General features: G+C 65.8%; 13 protein-coding genes and 4 tRNA genes. 12 read left to right on the top strand and 5 right to left on the bottom strand.

Annotated elements, in window-relative coordinates:
* Positions 1-35: 35 nt before the first annotated feature.
* A complete protein-coding gene (locus tag WIX41_RS05535) occupies positions 36-665 on the bottom strand; it encodes a response regulator transcription factor (RefSeq protein WP_339446111.1) in 630 nt (209 codons plus the stop codon).
* 350 nt (positions 666-1,015) lie between these two features.
* On the opposite strand from WIX41_RS05535, the gene aqpZ reads away from it, so the two are divergent.
* A complete protein-coding gene (gene aqpZ, locus WIX41_RS05530; protein WP_339446110.1) occupies positions 1,016-1,735 on the top strand; it encodes an aquaporin Z in 720 nt (239 codons plus the stop codon).
* 63 nt (positions 1,736-1,798) lie between these two features.
* On the opposite strand, the gene WIX41_RS05525 is transcribed toward aqpZ, so the two are convergent.
* The 4 genes from WIX41_RS05525 to WIX41_RS05510 all read right to left on the bottom strand — a co-directional run bounded on the left by WIX41_RS05525 (position 1,799) and on the right by WIX41_RS05510 (position 9,894).
* The gene (locus WIX41_RS05525; protein ID WP_339446109.1) at positions 1,799-2,440 is read right to left on the bottom strand and encodes a response regulator transcription factor; all 642 of its coding nucleotides are present in this window, start codon (positions 2,438-2,440) and stop codon (positions 1,799-1,801) included.
* Between the two features lie 27 nt (positions 2,441-2,467).
* Positions 2,468-5,704, bottom strand: coding sequence for a hybrid sensor histidine kinase/response regulator (locus WIX41_RS05520; RefSeq protein ID WP_339446108.1), 3,237 nt, complete (start codon positions 5,702-5,704; stop codon positions 2,468-2,470).
* Between the two features lie 123 nt (positions 5,705-5,827).
* A complete protein-coding gene (locus WIX41_RS05515; protein ID WP_339446107.1) occupies positions 5,828-7,066 on the bottom strand; it encodes an EAL domain-containing response regulator in 1,239 nt (412 codons plus the stop codon).
* A complete protein-coding gene (locus WIX41_RS05510) occupies positions 7,063-9,894 on the bottom strand; it encodes a response regulator (protein WP_339446106.1) in 2,832 nt (943 codons plus the stop codon). The genes WIX41_RS05515 and WIX41_RS05510 overlap by 4 nt, the downstream gene beginning before the upstream one ends.
* Before the next feature lie 211 nt (positions 9,895-10,105).
* Between WIX41_RS05510 and WIX41_RS05505 the strand changes: the two genes are divergently transcribed.
* The 11 genes from WIX41_RS05505 (at position 10,106) to rplJ (ending at position 16,293) form a co-directional block, all read left to right on the top strand.
* Positions 10,106-11,116, top strand: a complete 1,011-nt coding sequence (locus tag WIX41_RS05505; protein WP_339446105.1) for an isoaspartyl peptidase/L-asparaginase family protein — start codon at positions 10,106-10,108, stop codon at positions 11,114-11,116.
* A 138-nt stretch (positions 11,117-11,254) separates the two neighbouring features.
* Positions 11,255-11,340 (top strand) — tRNA-Tyr (locus WIX41_RS05500).
* A 38-nt stretch (positions 11,341-11,378) separates the two neighbouring features.
* Positions 11,379-11,452 (top strand) — tRNA-Gly (locus tag WIX41_RS05495).
* A gap of 47 nt (positions 11,453-11,499) precedes the next feature.
* A tRNA-Thr gene (locus WIX41_RS05490) sits at positions 11,500-11,575 on the top strand.
* Between the two features lie 41 nt (positions 11,576-11,616).
* Positions 11,617-12,807: an elongation factor Tu gene (gene tuf, locus WIX41_RS05485; RefSeq protein WP_339446097.1), complete on the top strand. Its 1,191-nt coding sequence runs from the start codon at positions 11,617-11,619 to the stop codon at positions 12,805-12,807.
* Between the two features lie 101 nt (positions 12,808-12,908).
* Positions 12,909-12,984, top strand: a tRNA-Trp gene (locus WIX41_RS05480).
* Between the two features lie 44 nt (positions 12,985-13,028).
* Entirely contained in the window at positions 13,029-13,433 is a 405-nt protein-coding gene (gene secE, locus WIX41_RS05475) for a preprotein translocase subunit SecE (protein ID WP_339446104.1), read from the top strand.
* Positions 13,434-13,443: 10 nt separating this feature from the next.
* On the top strand, positions 13,444-14,004 hold the full coding sequence (gene nusG / locus WIX41_RS05470; protein WP_339446103.1) for a transcription termination/antitermination protein NusG: 561 nt from the start codon (positions 13,444-13,446) through the stop codon (positions 14,002-14,004).
* Positions 14,005-14,239: 235 nt separating this feature from the next.
* A complete protein-coding gene (gene rplK / locus WIX41_RS05465) occupies positions 14,240-14,668 on the top strand; it encodes a 50S ribosomal protein L11 (protein WP_282247498.1) in 429 nt (142 codons plus the stop codon).
* A 4-nt stretch (positions 14,669-14,672) separates the two neighbouring features.
* On the top strand, positions 14,673-15,371 hold the full coding sequence (rplA, locus tag WIX41_RS05460) for a 50S ribosomal protein L1 (RefSeq protein ID WP_068849440.1): 699 nt from the start codon (positions 14,673-14,675) through the stop codon (positions 15,369-15,371).
* A 388-nt stretch (positions 15,372-15,759) separates the two neighbouring features.
* The gene (gene rplJ / locus WIX41_RS05455; protein WP_339446102.1) at positions 15,760-16,293 is read left to right on the top strand and encodes a 50S ribosomal protein L10; all 534 of its coding nucleotides are present in this window, start codon (positions 15,760-15,762) and stop codon (positions 16,291-16,293) included.
* Positions 16,294-16,338 lie beyond the last annotated feature (45 nt).

Raw genomic sequence — 16,338 nt, 5'->3', positions numbered from 1 at the left:
GGGGCGTTTGCGTTACGGCTTTCGGGGGGCGATGTTCAGATCATTCCCTGGTCGCGAGCATAGTTGTACAGGTCTACATCCGATTCCAGGCCGAGTTTGCGCATGGCATCCATCTTCTGGCGGCTGATCGTCTTCAAGCTGCGCCCCAGGCGGACGCCGATCTCGCTGACGGAAAGGCCGGAGGCGAGCAGCCGGATCACCTCCGCTTCGCGCGGGGAGAGCCGATCGCTGTTGCCTCTCTCGCTGCGGTAACTCTGCAGCTGATCCATGAGTCGCGGCGACTCGAAGCGGCGCCGTTTGGCGACGGCGCGCACCGCTTCCACCAGCATGTCCATCCGCTCGGTCTTCTCGACCACGCCCAGCACGCCCAGTCGCAGCAGGGAGTCGATGATGCCGAGGTTCGACACCATGGTCATGACCAGCACCGGCAGCAGCGGAAACTCCGCGCGTATCTCCTGTATCAACAGCGTGCCGTCCGGAAGGCTGCCCCCGGGCATCATCAGATCGGTGATGACCACATCGCAGGGGTGGCTGCGCAGCCCCTTGATCAAGGCATCGGTGGAAGTGGCAGTGCCTACGACGTCGATCCCCTCGCTCTCGAGGATGGAGCGGATGCCCAACAGCACCATGGGGTGATCGTCGGCAAGAAATACCCGCAGTTTCATGTTGGCAGGCCAAGGTTACCTCCACCTAGTATGCCACTTGCCGGTGCACCGCCGTCGGCGGCGTACGCCGCACCGCGCCCGATGTTGATAATCGACCCGGTGGGAGGTTGCGCCGGGTGCCGCCAGCAGGCTGCCGTGCTGAAGCATCGCCCGGCACTGAGATCATTCCGATGGTATCGGGCGGAGAGTCCGGCAAGATGGACATCTGCGCGCGGCGATGGACAAGCCCGGCCTGCGCAGCGAGCTGGAACTGTTCGCCTGCGCCCGCCAGCACAAGCCCTGATCGGCGCACTCATTGCGGTATCCGGTGAATGCCATGGTGGCGTTCCCCATTGTCGTGGAAGTAAGAAATGAAGAAGACTTGTTACTGCGTTCTGGCCGAGGTCATCGGCACATTCTGGCTGGTGCTGGGGGGCTGCGGCAGCGCACTGATCGCGGCCCATGCCGGCGGTGGCGGCATTGGACTGCTCGGGGTTTCGCTGGCGTTCGGCCTTACCGTCCTGACCGGCGCGGCCGCGCTCGGCCACATCTCCGGTGGCCACTTCAATCCTGCGGTCAGCATCGGTCTCTGGGCCGGCGGGCGCTTCGGCGCGGCGCGCGTGCTGCCTTACGTGCTGGCCCAGGTGGCAGGTGGCCTGTTGGCCGGGTTTGCCCTGTTCAACATCGTCCAGGGCGATCCCTGGTTCCTGCTTGACCCGACCGCGCCGGGGGCATTCGCCAGCAATGGCTTCGGCCCGTTGTCACCGGGTGGCTACTCGCTCACCTCGGCGGTCATCACCGAGGTCATCCTGACCGCGATGTTCCTGATCGTGATCATGGGCGTCACCCGCAACCGCGCCAAGGGCAGCATTGCGCCGTTGGCCATCGGCGGGGCATTGACGCTGATCCATCTCATCAGCATCCCGATCACCAATACGTCGGTCAATCCGGCGCGCTCCACTGCGGTTGCGGTGTTTGCCGGTCCCGGCGCGATGTCGCAGTTGTGGCTGTTCTGGCTGGCACCCATTGCCGGCGCCGTGATCGGTGCCCTGCTGTACCGCCTGATGGATCGCAATACGCCGCAGGCGTGATCCTCTACGGGGGCAGCCCGGTGGTGGCTGCCCCCGATGCCTGGCTGCACGCGGGGACGCCGACTACCAGAACAGATCCGATTCCAGGCAGTACGTGATCAGATCGTGGTCGGTGCGCGCGCCCAGCTTGCGCATTGCGCTCACCTTCTGGGCGCTGACGGTCTTGTTGCTGCGGTTCAACTGCTTGGCGATATCGCCCACGCTCTGGCCGGAGGCGAACAGACGGAGCACTTCGAACTCGCGCGGTGACAGCAATGCAACGGTGGCCGCAGAGTCGGCGCGCGGCACGTCTTCTTCACGCGGCAGTATCGGCGAACGGTAGATGCGGTGCGCCAGCATGGCGTTGAGGGCCATGCCCAGTTCCCCCAGATCCCCCGTTTTGCGCACTACGCCCCGGGCACCGGCCCGGTAAATGGCGGCGATGATCGACGGGTTGGACACCATCGTGAGCACCAGCACCCGGGCCTCGGGGAAGCTGTGCTGCAGGTGGGAGATCAGCTTGACGCCGTCGCCCAGGGTATCGTCGCCGGGCATGTTGAAGTCCGTGATGACGATGTCAGGCACACGTTGCTGCAGCAGCGCAACCAACGTTTCGGGTCCATGGGCTTGGCCGATGACCTCGAAGCGGGGGTCGCGGTCGATCACGTCGCGGATCCCGGCCAGGATGATGGGGTGGTCATCTGCAATGACGATCGTGGTCTTCATGCTGTCTCCCGATATCCTGCCAGGTCGTCAGTGGACATCCGGCGTCTCAGCCGGCGCGCGCTCCAGGCGTACCAGCGCCCGCGTCAGGTGGTCGATGAACACCTGGCTGGCGGCGTAGCACTGCTCTGGCGCCGCACCGGCGGCGACGTCTTCTTCGATCCGTCGCGCCTCCTCCACCAGCCGGTGTGCGGACACCATCACCAGCGCCCCGCGGATGCGGTGCAGCATCTGTCGCATCTGCTCGGGCTGGGCATTTTCGATGGCCGACTGCAGGCTGTTGAGGTCGCTGCGCATCGTGGTCAGGAACAATGCCCGTAGATGGGGCGGCACGGCGATGCTGTCGGTCGGCGCAGGTGGCTGCGTGGCAGCGGCCAGCGGCATCTCCGTGTCGTGCGGGGTTCCCACGGCGCTGCTCAACGCTGCGTACAGCGCCTGGAGCGATATGGGCTTGACCAGGCAGCTGGCCATGCCAACGGCGAGGCAGCGCTCGCGCTCTTCCGGGGCGGCGTTGGCGGTAGCGCCGATGACCGGGACCTGCGCGCCCAGCTCGCGCAGGCGCCGGGTCAACGCATAGCCGTCCAGGTGCGGCATGTTGATATCGGTGAGCACCGCATCAAACGGTCGTTGCGCCCAGTAACCCAGCGCTTCCTCGCCATCGCCGGCGACCACCGCCTGGCAGCCCAGCTGTTCCAGCTGCTCGCGCAGGATCATCTGGTTGATGGGATTGTCTTCTGCGACCAGCACCCGCAGGCCCAGGCCGCGGGGAATGGGGGCAAGCGTGGGCGCATCGATCGTGGGCCCGGCCCCGCTGGCCAGCAACAGCGCATTCACCATCGCGTCCAGGTTATGCATGGACACCAGCCATTGTCCGTCGATGTACTCGGGGTGGTCCCCGCCATCGGTGCGCGCAACCACATGCGGCCCTGCCCACGCCGCCGGGGGCTCGTCCAGCATCACATCAAGCAGGGCCGTGTCGGCCGGATGGTTGCGTGCGGTCTCGCTGTGCAGGGTCTGTGCGGCGGCACCCCGCAGGCGCAGCCGGTCGCATAGGTTGTCGGCCAGTTCGCGGGCGGGCGATCGCACCAGGATCGGAAGCGGAGCGTCGAAGTGGGGGCGTTGCACGGTTGCATCGGAATCGGCCTGCAGAGGAATCTCGATGCTGAAGCTGCTGCCCAGGCCAACCTCGCTGACCACGCGCAGTTCGCCGCCCATGAGGTCGACGAGTCGGGCGCTGATCGCCAGGCCCAGTCCCGTGCCGCGTACTTTGTCGGCGCCGGGGTTGGCCTGGTAGAACGGATCGAACAGGCGGGCCTGGTGCTCAACGGCGATGCCGATTCCCGTGTCGGTCACCTGCCAGCTCAGTCGCAGCGACGGATCCGCGTCTTCCACGGCCTGTACACGCAGCACGATGCGGCCCCCCTCGGTGAACTTGATGGCGTTGCTGACCAGGTTGTTGAGGACCTGTCGGATCCGGATGGCGTCGCCGCTCACGCGGTCGGGCAGATTTCCTTCCATCAGGGCATACAACTGCAAGCGCTTGCGCGTTGCGGCGCCGGCATAGGAACGCAGGACTTCTTCGGTCAGTTCCGCCGGACAGAAGGCGGCCGGCTCCAGCGTCAGTTGTCCGGCCTCGGCTTTGGAGACGTCCAGGATGTCGCTGATCAACTGCATCAATGTCGTGGACGAGCGCTGGATGGCGCCCACGTACTCCTGCTGGCGCCCGTTCAGTGGGGTCAATCCAAGCAGTTCCAGCGTGCCCAGTACGCCATACAACGGGGTGCGGATTTCGTGGCTCATGGTGGCCAGGAATACGCTCTTGGCGCGGCTGGCCTGGTCGGCCGAGCTGCGCGCCTGTTCCAGTACCTGCTCAGCCTCGCGTTGTGCGGTGAGGTCGATGAACAGACACAGTGTCACCGGCTCGCCACGGAAGCGCGTAGCGGTTGCGGTAACCAGTAGATGGCGGCCGGCGGGCGTGGTGAAGGCCACGCCTGCCGGGCGATGGGTCGCGTCCCCGGACAGCGCGTCATCGCGCCAGCTGCCATGCCAGCCCGGTGCGTCGGGGGCCTCGCCGAGCCAGCGCCTGGCCACCGCATTATCCAGGAGCACGCTGCCATCGCTGCTGCTCAGCAGGCACAGGCCGATGGGCGCGGCATCGAGCATGGTGCGGCTGAACGCCTCGCTCTCCAGCAGCCGCTCATGGTGCTCGCGCAGCGGCTGCAGCACCGAACGCCGGTAGCTGCGCAACAGCGCGATGCCGCCCACCGCGAGCAGAATCGCGGCAATCACGCTGCCGATCAGGGGCCCGCGCGGCTGGCTGAAGACGCGCGACCACGCGACCCGGTACTCGGCCTCCCAGCCGGAGGGCGCACGCATCCGGTAGACCAGGCCGTCGCGTGCGAACCGCCGGGCACGGGTGTCGCCCTCGTCCACGGCAGGGCCATACATCAGGCGTCCCTGCGGGTTGAGGATGGACAACGCGTCGTAGATCGGCTGACCCAGCACATGCCGGTGGTCGTCGAGCTGGTCCACGTCCAGCAGGCAGGCGATCGAGGGGGCCGGTGCGGCCTCCGGGTCGCCCCAGGCGCGGGCATCGTGAGGCGATTTTCCGACCGACAACATGCGCCGGTCGCCGGCACGCAGCAGGCGGGGGAACCAGTGGATGTTGCCGCGCTGCACGGAGGCGTCGGTGCCGACGTCATGCACATAGCCGAGGACCTGCTGCAACGGCAGCCGGGACACGCTGTCCTTGTCGACATCTTCCAGCGTCCACGGCACCAGCAACCCCACCGTCCCCTCGCCATTGACCAGCAGGCAGCGCGGCGACGGGTAGCGGGAATCGGCCCAGAACGCGCCGTAGAAGTTGGCCAGGCGCGTACCCAGGGCCCATGCGCTGGCCGGTGGCGGCGTCTTGTCGTGAAGCAGGGCAAACGGAATGTAGCCCTGCGTCTTGCCGCCGATCGAGCCAAGCACCGGGGACAGCGCGGGCAGCGGCCGCGGCGCGACCGGGGCCGTGCTGGTAAGTGGCATGAGATTGTGGTCCTGGGCACGCCATTGGCGCTGGAACCGTTCCTGCTCTTCCACCGCGCCGGTCACCCGCCGGAAGTGGAACTCGATCCTGTCCTGCTCTTCGCCCAGCATCCGCAGCGTGGTCGACAGCACCAGCCCAGCCTGCAGCGTGGCCAGCACGACGACGCCAATGAGCAGCACATGGATCCGCAGCGACCGACGTTCGAGCTGGCGGATGGGGGCGGCCTCGGCCGGCATCGAAGTCCCTCGTAGTGGATGGAGGCGGCCGACAGGCATGGCCGCGGAGGCGGTGCAGGCATCGTCAATGGTTGGGGGTCGCCGCGCAAGGACGCGTGAAGCGAAGGCCGGCGCCAGGGCTTCTCAATGCCCGGCGCCGGCATCAGGTTGGCGCTGCTTGAGCTGGTGGTGCGCTGCCTTCTCCCGGTCCAGCAACGCAGCGAAACGGTCGGCGGGAACCGCGCGCGAGATCAGGTAGCCCTGTACCTGGTTGCAGCCCAGCTTGCGCAGGGTTGCCAGCTCCGCATCGGTTTCCACGCCCTCGGCAACGATGTTCAGTCCCAGCCTGCTGCCCAGCGCGACCACCGTGGCCAGCGCGTTGCGCAGGGCCGGGTCGCGCGCGCATCCGCGCACCAGGGCGCGGTCGATCTTGACCTCGGTAAAGGGCGTATTGACCAGGTTGTGGACCGAGCTCAGGCCCTGGCCGAAATCGTCCTGGGCCAACCCGAAGCCCTTCATGCGCAACCGGCAGGCCCCTGCGTAGTAGTCGCTGACGTGCTGGGTGGTGCTGCTTTCCATCAACTCGAAGCACAGGTCCTCGGCAGTGCCGCCATGTTCGAGCGTCAGTTCGAGCAGCTCGTCGGGCAGGGTGCGCCGTTCCAGCAGGTGCGGTGGCAGGTTGATCGAAACGGGGATGCGGAACCCCAGGCTGCGCCACCGCGCCTGGGCCTGCACGCTGGCTTTGAGCACGTGGCGCAGCAGCAATGGTTCCAACCCATGCAGTTCGAACAGCGGAAGGAAGCGCGCCGCTTCCTGCGTTCCATGTACCGGATGGCGCCAGCGCACCAGCGCTTCGGCGGCCACCACCAGGCCCGACTCCAGCGACTTCTTGGGCTGGAACCAGGCGGTGATCTCGTTGTCTTCGACGGCCTGGAGCAGTTGCCTGCGGTCGGCGGTGAGCGGCGGTTCGACCTGCGGCGGCGTCGCGCTGTCGCTGCGACGGGCATCGCCAAGCGCATCGATCAGGCCGGCGACGTCCAGCGGCGAGACCGGCTTGGCCAGGATGCCGAGCACGGTCAGCCCAAGCGACTCGGCCATCAGCCGCGCCGAGGCCATCATCCGCTGCGATGCCGAGCTGACCAGTGCGAGCATGGGGCGATGCTCCTGGCCGGCCAGGGTCTGGATGAACTGGATGCCGTCGATGCCGGGCATCATCAGGTCGGTCACCACCAGGTCGTAGCGCGACAGCTGGCACATCGCCACCGCATGCGTCGCATCGCCCGAGGTATCCACCGCCACGCCAGGGGCCGCCGCGAACATGTTGGCCAGGAAGCCGCGCTGGAAGGGCTGATCCTCCAGGATCAGGACGCGGAGGGGGGTCATGTCGATACTCCTGTGGACAATCCGGTAAGTGCATGGCGCAGGGAGCCGATGTTGATCGGCTTGACCATGTAGCCGTCCATGCCGGCGGCCAGGCATCGCTCGCGCTCTTCCGGCGTGGCATTGGCGGTAGCGCCGATGACGGTGAGCGTGCTTCCGCGCTGGCGCAGCTGGGCGATGAGTTCGTGGCCGCCCATGCCGGGCATGTTGATGTCCGTCAGCAGTACATCGAAACGTTCGGTACAGGTCCGCTCCAGGGCCTCCCCCCCATCGCTGACGGTGACCACGCTGCACCCCAGCGCCTCCAGTTGCTCCTTCAGGATCAGACGGTTGATGGGATTGTCTTCGGCCACCAGCACATGCAGTCCCACCGCGTCGGGGGGCGGCACACAGGGGGCGTGCGACGCGAACGCGTGGCCATGCTGCAGCTGGCCCGCGGCCCTGGCGATCGCGCGGATGCTGAACATCGACACGATCAGCCGCTCAGGGTGCAGGGGATCCACTTCGGGCTGTTCGTCGGCATCCACCGAAGTCACCACGCGCGGCCCGGTCCACTCGGTGGTGAGCCCGTGCTGCGGGTCGGCGTCGATCAGGATCGCGCCAGTCTCCGGCGGTGCGCCTTCGGGGTTGTAGCGCTGCGCGTTGGCGCCCCACCGCCTGAACCACAGGCAGGCGTTGTCGGTGAGCTCGGGCAGCGCCGTACGCACGTAGATGGGCGGCTGCGGCAGCAGGCGCGGGCCCTCGACCCTGGCGTCTTCATCGCCTGCCACCGTCAGCGGCAAGGTCATGGTGAAGCTGCTGCCCAGCCCGCGGTCGCTGACCAGGCGCAGTTCGCCGTTCATCAACCGCGCCAGATGGTCGCTGATCGACAGGCCCAGGCCGGTCCCGTCCTTGCGGCTCTGTCCACTGACCTGGCGGAAGGGCTCGAACAGCCGGGCCTGTTCGGCGGCGGCGATGCCGATCCCGGTGTCGGTCACCTGCCAGCTGATCGACGCCGTGCCTCCCTCGCGGGCCACCTGGCGCACGCGCAGGAAGATGCGCCCGCTGTGGGTGAACTTGATGGCATTGCTCAGGAGGTTTCCCAGCACCTGGCGGATGCGGTCGGCATCGCCGATCACCTGGGCCGGAAGTCGTGGATCGGTACTGACCATGACCTGCAGGCCCTTCTGCGTCGCTGCGGCCGCATAGGCGCCCAAGGTGGTTTCGGCCAGCGCCTGTGGCGAGAACGGCGCTGCGGCCAGGCTGAGCCTGCCGGACTCGATCTTGGACACGTCCAGGATGTCGCTGATCAGCTGCAGCAGCACCGAAGACGATTGCTGGATGGTACGCAGGTAACGGGCCTGGCGGGCATCCAGCGTGGTATTGCCCAGCAGCTCCAGGGTGCCCAGCACGCCGTACAGCGGCGTGCGGATCTCATGGCTCATCGTGGCCACGAACGTACTCTTGGCCTGGCTGGCTTCATCGGCGGACTGCTTGGCGGCCGACAGCGCGGCCTGGATCTGGCGATGGCGGCTGATATCGCTGAACACGCACAGCACCACGTCCGCATCGTGGTAGCGGGTGGTGGCATACAGCACCTGCAGCTGGCGCCCGTCCTGGGTAGTGAAATCGGTGCCGCGGCGCAGCCGGGCCGGGTGGCTGACAAGGTCGGGGCTCGGGCGCCAGCTGCCCAGCCAGTCGCCGCTGAAGGTGTCGGCACCCAGCCAATCGCATGCCAGCTGGTTCTCCAGCATGACCGTGCCATCCTGGCTACGCAGGACGCAGATGCCCACCGGCGCCATCTCGATGACCGTACTGCCGAACGCGAAGCTCTCCATCAGTTGTCGGTGCTGGTGGCGCGCGGGCTGGATCAGCTGGCGGTCGATGCGCCGCATCAACAGGCGCAGTGCCGCCAGCGCCGCCGCGCACAGGACCAGCGACACGGCAATGTGCAGTGCGATGTCGCCCAGCAGCAGGCTCAGTGGCAGGTAGTAGACCAGGCGCCAGCCGTCCTCGCCGATCGATTTGACCAGCGCCAGGCCGTGCGGCAGCGCATGGGTCCAGACGAAGGTGAAGATGTCCTCCCGCTGCGCCTGCAACCAGCCCGGCGGAATCGCCACGCCGGCGCGGTTGCTCAGCGCATGCCGGTCCTGCCTGTCCAGCAGCAGGAAATCGCCGATGCCCTTGCTGTTCACCACGCCGGCAATCCGGCCCGGGTCCAGCGACAGCACCAGCCAATGCGCAGGATCGGCGGCGACCCCTGCGGCACGATACAGGTAGATGCGCTGCGGCCCCTGGGTCGACGCCAGCCAGTACACCTGCGTGCCTGCCGGCGCGCGTGCCGCATGCTCCTGCAGCAGGCGTGGGGTGAGGTCGGTCGACGGGACGGCGTGGATGGCGTCGCCATGCAGCAGGCGGCGCGGCGCGTGCGGGTCGTTGCCCACGTGGATCAGCTGCGCACCGTAATCGTCCAGCGTGTGCGCGGCACGTGCAGACAGCAGCAGGCTCAGCCGGTGGCCATCGCGGTCGCGTCCCAGGGCCAGGCGCTGCACATCGCCATCCTCGTCGTCTGTTGGTGCCACCTTCGAATGGGCCGTAGTGGACGTCACCACGGAGTCGGCCAGGTAATTCAGCAATGCCTCGCGCTGGTCGAAGTACAGCTGCGCCCGGTAGGCCGTCGCGTTCATCTCGCGACGGTGCACGGAGATGTCGTTGCTCAGCTGGGCCAGCAGGTAGAAGCCGGCGGTGCCCACCAGGCAGGCCATCACGCACAGCGACAGCCAGCGCAGCAGGACGGTGGCCGCGAGCAGGGGAGCGTCGGATGAGTGGAGGCGTGGCAGGAGGCGATGCATGCGACGAATCCTAGGAATCGCTCCTTCGGCCGCCCATCAGTCAATTCGTAGAGAAAGCGGGGTGGCAGGTAACGCGAAGGTCTTCGTTCAGGCTCGCAAACGCGAAGGCCCGCCAAACGGCGGGCGCCGGCCGCCGTGCATGGCTTTTGACCGATGCCCGCGTGCGTCCGGCGCGGGCATGATGGACGCTCCTCACCCACTGGTCACTGCCATGTCCCGCCGATCCGCCCTGTTGCTCTCGCTGTGCCTGCTCGGCCCGGCCGCCCTGGCTGCTGAACCGGTGCTGGTCATCCACGGCGGGGCAGGGGTGCAGCGCAAGGACCTTTCACCGGCCGAAGAGAAGGCGGCCCGCGCGGCATTGCGCCAGGCGCTCCTCCAGGGCCACCAGGCGCTGGCTGCCGGCAAGCCGGCGCTGGACGCGGTCACTGCGGCCATAACCGTGCTTGAGGACGATCCCACCTTCAATGCCGGCAAGGGCGCGGTGTTCACCCATGACGGGCGCAACGAGCTGGACGCCGCGCTCATGGACGGCGCCAGCCTGAAGGCCGGTGCCGTGGCGGGCGTGCAGCGCGTGCGCAATCCGATCCTGCTCGCCGGGGCCGTGATGCAGCACTCGCCGCACGTGATGATGGTGGGCGAGGGGGCTGAGACCTTCGCCGTCAGCCAGGGCATTGCCCTGGTCGATCCGTCGTACTTCCGCACGGACAAGCGCTGGCAGCAGCTGCAGAAGGCACTGAAGGAAGAGGCCAGCGGCCAGGCCCACGCCGATCTGGAGACGGCGCGCCACTTCGGCACCGTGGGAGCCGTGGCGCTTGATGCGCAGGGTCACCTGGCCGCAGGCACGTCCACGGGCGGGATGACCAACAAGCGCTTCGGGCGCGTGGGCGACTCGCCGATCATCGGCGCCGGCACGTATGCCAACGCCACCTGCGCGGTATCCGGCACCGGTTGGGGCGAGTACTACATCCGCACCGCGGCCGCGCACGACATCTGCGCGCGCATGGAGTACCTCAAGCAGGGCCCGGAGCAGGCCGGGCGCGAAGTGATCAATGCCCGCATTCCTGCGCTGGGCGGCGACGGTGGCGCGATCGTGCTGGGTGCCGATGGTCGCGCGGCCACCCCGTTCAACACGCAGGGCATGTATCGCGGCTGGATCGGCGCCGATGGCGTGCCGCACGTGGCGATCTTCGCCGACGAAACCCTGGCGTTTCCAGGGCAATAGCCCGTGTTGCCGGGGCAATTTGCGATTCGTGTGAAAAATTTCCAAAAGGTTGTTGACAGAATCCGCATTCACCCCCAAAATTCACGGCTCTTCCACCCCAGACCGAAAGCGCTTCGGCGCCACGGGACAGGGTGGTAAGGAGGGATACCCAAGCGGCCAACGGGGGCAGACTGTAAATCTGCTGGCTTACGCCTTCGGTGGTTCGAATCCACCTCCCTCCACCAGTTTCATGCAGTTTCAGGTTGTGGCAGGAGCTTCCGATGCGGGAGTAGTTCAATGGTAGAACCTCAGCCTTCCAAGCTGATGGTGCGGGTTCGATCCCCGTCTCCCGCTCCATTGAATGGATTTGAATATATTCAAATTCGTGCCATAATTCAAAACTCGCTCACGTAGCTCAGTCGGTAGAGCACCTCCTTGGTAAGGAGGAGGTCGAAGGTTCGATTCCTTTCGTGAGCACCATCTAAGCGCCACCATTTCAGACGATTTCGAGATAAGCAGCCATGGCCAAGGGTAAGTTCGAGCGCACCAAGCCGCACGTCAACGTCGGCACCATCGGTCACGTCGACCACGGCAAGACCACGCTGACCGCCGCACTGACCAAGATCGGTGCCGATCGTTTCGGTGGCGAATTCAAGGGCTATGACGCCATTGACGCCGCGCCGGAAGAAAAGGCGCGTGGCATCACGATCTCGACCGCGCACGTCGAATACGAATCCGCCAACCGTCACTACGCCCACGTGGATTGCCCGGGCCATGCTGACTACGTCAAGAACATGATCACCGGTGCTGCCCAGATGGATGGCGCGATCCTGGTCTGTTCGGCTGCTGACGGCCCGATGCCGCAGACCCGCGAGCACATCCTGCTGTCGCGCCAGGTCGGCGTGCCGTACATCGTCGTGTTCCTGAACAAGGCCGACATGGTGGACGATGCCGAGCTGCTGGAACTGGTCGAAATGGAAGTCCGCGAGCTGCTGAGCAAGTACGACTTCCCGGGCGACGACACCCCGATCATCGCCGGTTCGGCCCGTCTGGCGCTGGAAGGCGACCAGAGCGATATCGGCGTGCCGGCCGTGATCAAGCTGGTCGATGCCCTCGACAGCTGGATCCCGACCCCGGAGCGTGACGTCGACAAGGCGTTCCTGATGCCGGTGGAAGACGTGTTCTCGATCTCGGGCCGCGGCACCGTGGTGACCGGTCGTATCGAGCGCGGCGTGATCAAGGTCGGCGAAGAAATCGAAATCGTCGGCATCCGTCCGGTCCAGAAGACCACCGTGACCGGCGTGGAAATGTTCCGCAAGCTGCTCGACCAGGGTCAGGCAGGCGACAACGCCGGTCTGCTGCTGCGCGGCACCAAGCGTGACGACGTCGAGCGTGGCCAGGTCCTGGCCAAGCCGGGTTCGATCAAGCCGCACACCCAGTTCGACTCCGAAGTCTACGTCCTGTCCAAGGACGAAGGCGGCCGTCACACCCCGTTCTTCAAGGGTTACCGCCCGCAGTTCTACTTCCGTACCACCGACATCACCGGTGCGGTTGAGCTGCCGGAAGGCGTGGAAATGGTCATGCCGGGCGACAACGTGAAGATGGTTGTCACGCTGATCAACCCGGTCGCCATGGACGAAGGCCTGCGCTTCGCGATTCGTGAAGGCGGCCGTACCGTCGGCGCCGGCGTGGTCTCCAAGATCATCGCGTAATTCTGCAATACCGGCGGCAGCACAGCGCTGCCGGTCTCGCGAATGGCGGGCCGGGAACCCCGGTCCGCCTTCGCCGTCTAAGGGAAGGCAGTTTTTTCAGTACGCCAGTAGCTCAATTGGCAGAGCAGCGGTCTCCAAAACCGCAGGTTGGGGGTTCGAGTCCCTCCTGGCGTGCCACTTCTCCCTTCCAGCGGCCATGCCGCCACAGCAGCCAGAGCCGGATGAACAGCAAGATCGAGCATTCCAAGGACACCTCCACCGGGGGTGACATCGTCAAATACGCCGCCGCAGTGCTCCTGGCACTTGCGGGTCTTTTTGCTTGGTTCTGGTTCGGCGCGCCCGAACATGCGGCCCAGAGTGCCTGGTCCGGTCCCCTGCGTGGCCTGGGTGTGGCGGTCGGCCTGCTGGCCGGCTTCGGCGTGTTCATGCTGACCGCCAAGGGGCGCGACACCCGTGAATTCCTTTCCGAATCCCGCTTCGAGCTGCGCAAGGTGGTCTGGCCGACGCGCCAGGAAGCCATCCGCATGACATGGGTGGTGATGGTCGTGGTGATCATCCTCAGCCTGCTGCTCGGCGGCTTTGATTTCTTGATTCAGAAAGCGATCCAGTTGTTCCTGGGTCGATAAGGAGAAACCTGTGAAGCGTTGGTATGTCGTTCACGCCTATTCAGGCTTCGAAAAGACGGTGGCGCAGGCCCTGCGTGAGCGTATCGTGCGCAACGAGAAGCAGGAGCTGTTCGGTGACGTCCTGGTCCCGACCGAAGAAGTGGTGGAAATGCGCGGCGGCCAGAAGCGTCGTTCCGAGCGCAAGTTCTTCCCCGGCTACGTTCTGGTCCAGATCGAGACGCACGAAGAAAACGGCATTCCGCGCATCGACAGCGAAAGCTGGCATCTGATCAAGGAAACCCAGAAGGTATTGGGCTTCATTGGCGGTACCGCCGATCGCCCGCTGCCGATCGCCGACCACGAGGCGGAAGCCATCCTGAATCGCGTTCAGGAAGGCGTCGAGAAGCCCCGTCCGAAGGTGCTGTTCGAGCCGGGCCAGATGGTCCGTGTCACCGAAGGTCCGTTCAACGACTTCAACGGCGTGGTGGAAGAGGTCAACTACGAGAAGAGCCGCCTGCGCGTCTCGGTGCTGATCTTCGGTCGCGCCACCCCGGTCGAGCTCGAGTTCGGCCAGGTCGAAAAGAGCGCCTGACCAACGGCGCCCGACCGGTAGCGCCGGCCATTGGCCGGCGACATTGCCGTCTTCACGCATGTGAAAGCGGAACCTGATATAGTGCGCGGCTTCCTGCCAGGATGCTGGCAAAAAGCAAAGGGCCGCCGCAAGGTGGCCTTCTGCGTGAATCAAAAAACGCGATGCCGGGACGCGAGATTCCCGGTCCGATGGGGAGCCTGTGGTCGCAAGGCGCTAGCACCCGGAGAGTATTCACATGGCAAAGAAAGTAATTGGTTACATCAAGCTGCAGGTGAAGGCCGGTCAGGCCAACCCCTCGCCGCCGGTCGGTCCTGCGCTGGGTCAGCGTGGCCTGAACATCATGGAATTCTGCAAGGCCTTCAATGCCGCCACGCAGAAGCTCGAGCCGGGTCTGCCGGTTCCGGTGATCATCACGGCCTATTCGGACCGTACGTTCACCTTCATCACCAAGAGCACCCCGGCCACCACGCTGCTGAAGAAGGCCGCTGGCGTGACCTCGGGCTCCAAGCGCCCGAACACCGACAAGATCGGCAAGGTGACCCGCAAGCAGCTGGAAGAGATCGCCAAGGCGAAGGAAGCTGACCTGACGGCCGCCGACCTGGACGCCGCCGTGCGTACGATCGCTGGTTCTGCCCGTTCCATGGGCCTTGTGGTGGAGGGTTAAGAAGATGGCACAGACCAAGCGTGAGAAGGCCATCCAGGCCGCCGTCGTCCCGGGCAAGGCTTACGCCTTCGAGGACGCAATCAAGATCCTGAAGACCGCTACCAAGGCCAAGTTCGTCGAGTCCTTCGACGTCGCCGTGCGCCTGGGCGTGGACGCCAAGAAGTCCGACCAGCAGGTGCGCGGTTCGACCGTGCTGCCGGCCGGTACCGGCAAGAGCGTGCGCGTTGCGGTGTTCGCCCCGGCCGGTGCCAAGGCTGACGAAGCCCTGGCCGCTGGCGCCGAAGCCGTCGGCATGGACGACCTGGCCGAGAAGATGCAGGCCGGCGATCTGAACTACGACGTCGTCATCGCCACCCCGGACGCCATGCGCGTCGTGGGTAAGCTGGGCACCGTGCTCGGCCCGCGCGGCCTGATGCCGAACCCGAAGGTCGGCACCGTGTCGGCCAACCCGGGCGAAGCCGTCAAGAACGCCAAGTCGGGCCAGGTGCGTTACCGCACCGACAAGGCCGGCATCATCCACTGCACCATCGGCAAGGCCGACTTCGCCGAAGACGCGCTGAAGTCGAACCTGCAGGCGCTGCTGCTGGACCTGATCAAGGCCAAGCCGGCTACCTCGAAGGGCACCTACCTGCAGAAGGTATCGGTCAGCTCGACGATGGGCCCGGGCGTCACCGTCGACCAGTCGTCGCTGACCCTGAAGTAATCGTTTCAAGCGGGTGTGCGGTTTCGACCGTGCACCCGTGACATTTGAAGGCAATCCGAACGGGCCTGTCCCGTGACGATAGCCGTCAAAGACCGCAGGCGCGGTCGTTGCACACCGGCGACGGGCAGGGATTGCTCGCATTGGCAGGGAGTCGCCGCCGGCACTGTACCGACCGCTTAATCGATTCCCCCGGGAATCACCCTGCGTAGATGGTGCCCTTCTGGAGTTTTTCTGGTTTACGCACGTCTGGGTTCACCCAGGTTGGCCATCCAGGTCTAGAACGGCCCACCCTTGGAACATCGTCCCGATGTTCCCGGCGTCCAGGACGGATGCTGCCCAGGACCGCACACGGCAGGAGCCGTAAGCGGAGTTCAATTGGAGGAGTGCAATGGCTCTCAATCTGTCCCAGAAGCAAGAAGTAGTCGCCGAGGTTGCGGACGTCGCTGCCAAGGCTCACTCCTTGATCGCAGCCGAATATGCTGGCACCACGGTCTCCCAGATGACCGCGATGCGCAAGCAGGCCCGCGAAACCGGCGTTTTCTTGAAGGTTGTCAAGAACACGCTGGCCTCGCGCGCCGTTGAAGGCACCGAATTCGCATGTGCACAGGACCAGATGACCGGTCCGCTGCTGTATGCGTTCTCGCTCGAGGAGCCCGGCGCAGCCGGTCGCCTGATCAAGGACGCCGCCAAGACCAACGACAAGCTCAAGGCCAAGGTCGTCGCGATTGGTGGTGAAGTGTTCCCGGCAAGCCACGTTGACGTGCTGGCCTCGCTGCCGACCCGCGATCAGGCCCTGGCCATGCTGGCCCGCGTCCTGACCGAGCCGGTCACGATGTTCGCCCGCGCCATCAAGGCCATCGGCGACAAGCAGAACGGTGGCGAAACCGCCGACGCTGCCGAGCCGGCTGCCGAAACCGCCTGAGTCGCTGTTTACGTGGTTCCTGACGGAACCTGAACCCAGAAAATT

It is taken from the genome of Stenotrophomonas sp. AB1(2024) (genome assembly GCF_037482345.1).
Lineage (GTDB): Bacteria > Pseudomonadota > Gammaproteobacteria > Xanthomonadales > Xanthomonadaceae > Stenotrophomonas.
This window is presented reverse-complemented; position numbering and strand designations above follow the sequence as displayed.

What these genes read in the sequence shown, in the direction of transcription:
- WIX41_RS05535 (WP_339446111.1), bottom strand. Translation starts at nt 665, where the DNA reads ATGAAACTGCGGGTATTTCTTGCCGACGATCACCCCATGGTGCTGTTG.
- aqpZ (WP_339446110.1), top strand. Translation starts at nt 1,016, where the DNA reads ATGAAGAAGACTTGTTACTGCGTTCTGGCCGAGGTCATCGGCACATTC.
- WIX41_RS05525 (WP_339446109.1), bottom strand. Translation starts at nt 2,440, where the DNA reads ATGAAGACCACGATCGTCATTGCAGATGACCACCCCATCATCCTGGCC.
- WIX41_RS05520 (WP_339446108.1), bottom strand. Translation starts at nt 5,704, where the DNA reads ATGCCGGCCGAGGCCGCCCCCATCCGCCAGCTCGAACGTCGGTCGCTG.
- WIX41_RS05515 (WP_339446107.1), bottom strand. Translation starts at nt 7,066, where the DNA reads ATGACCCCCCTCCGCGTCCTGATCCTGGAGGATCAGCCCTTCCAGCGC.
- WIX41_RS05510 (WP_339446106.1), bottom strand. Translation starts at nt 9,894, where the DNA reads ATGCATCGCCTCCTGCCACGCCTCCACTCATCCGACGCTCCCCTGCTC.
- WIX41_RS05505 (WP_339446105.1), top strand. Translation starts at nt 10,106, where the DNA reads ATGTCCCGCCGATCCGCCCTGTTGCTCTCGCTGTGCCTGCTCGGCCCG.
- tuf (WP_339446097.1), top strand. Translation starts at nt 11,617, where the DNA reads ATGGCCAAGGGTAAGTTCGAGCGCACCAAGCCGCACGTCAACGTCGGC.
- secE (WP_339446104.1), top strand. Translation starts at nt 13,029, where the DNA reads ATGAACAGCAAGATCGAGCATTCCAAGGACACCTCCACCGGGGGTGAC.
- rplK (WP_282247498.1), top strand. Translation starts at nt 14,240, where the DNA reads ATGGCAAAGAAAGTAATTGGTTACATCAAGCTGCAGGTGAAGGCCGGT.
- rplA (WP_068849440.1), top strand. Translation starts at nt 14,673, where the DNA reads ATGGCACAGACCAAGCGTGAGAAGGCCATCCAGGCCGCCGTCGTCCCG.
- rplJ (WP_339446102.1), top strand. Translation starts at nt 15,760, where the DNA reads ATGGCTCTCAATCTGTCCCAGAAGCAAGAAGTAGTCGCCGAGGTTGCG.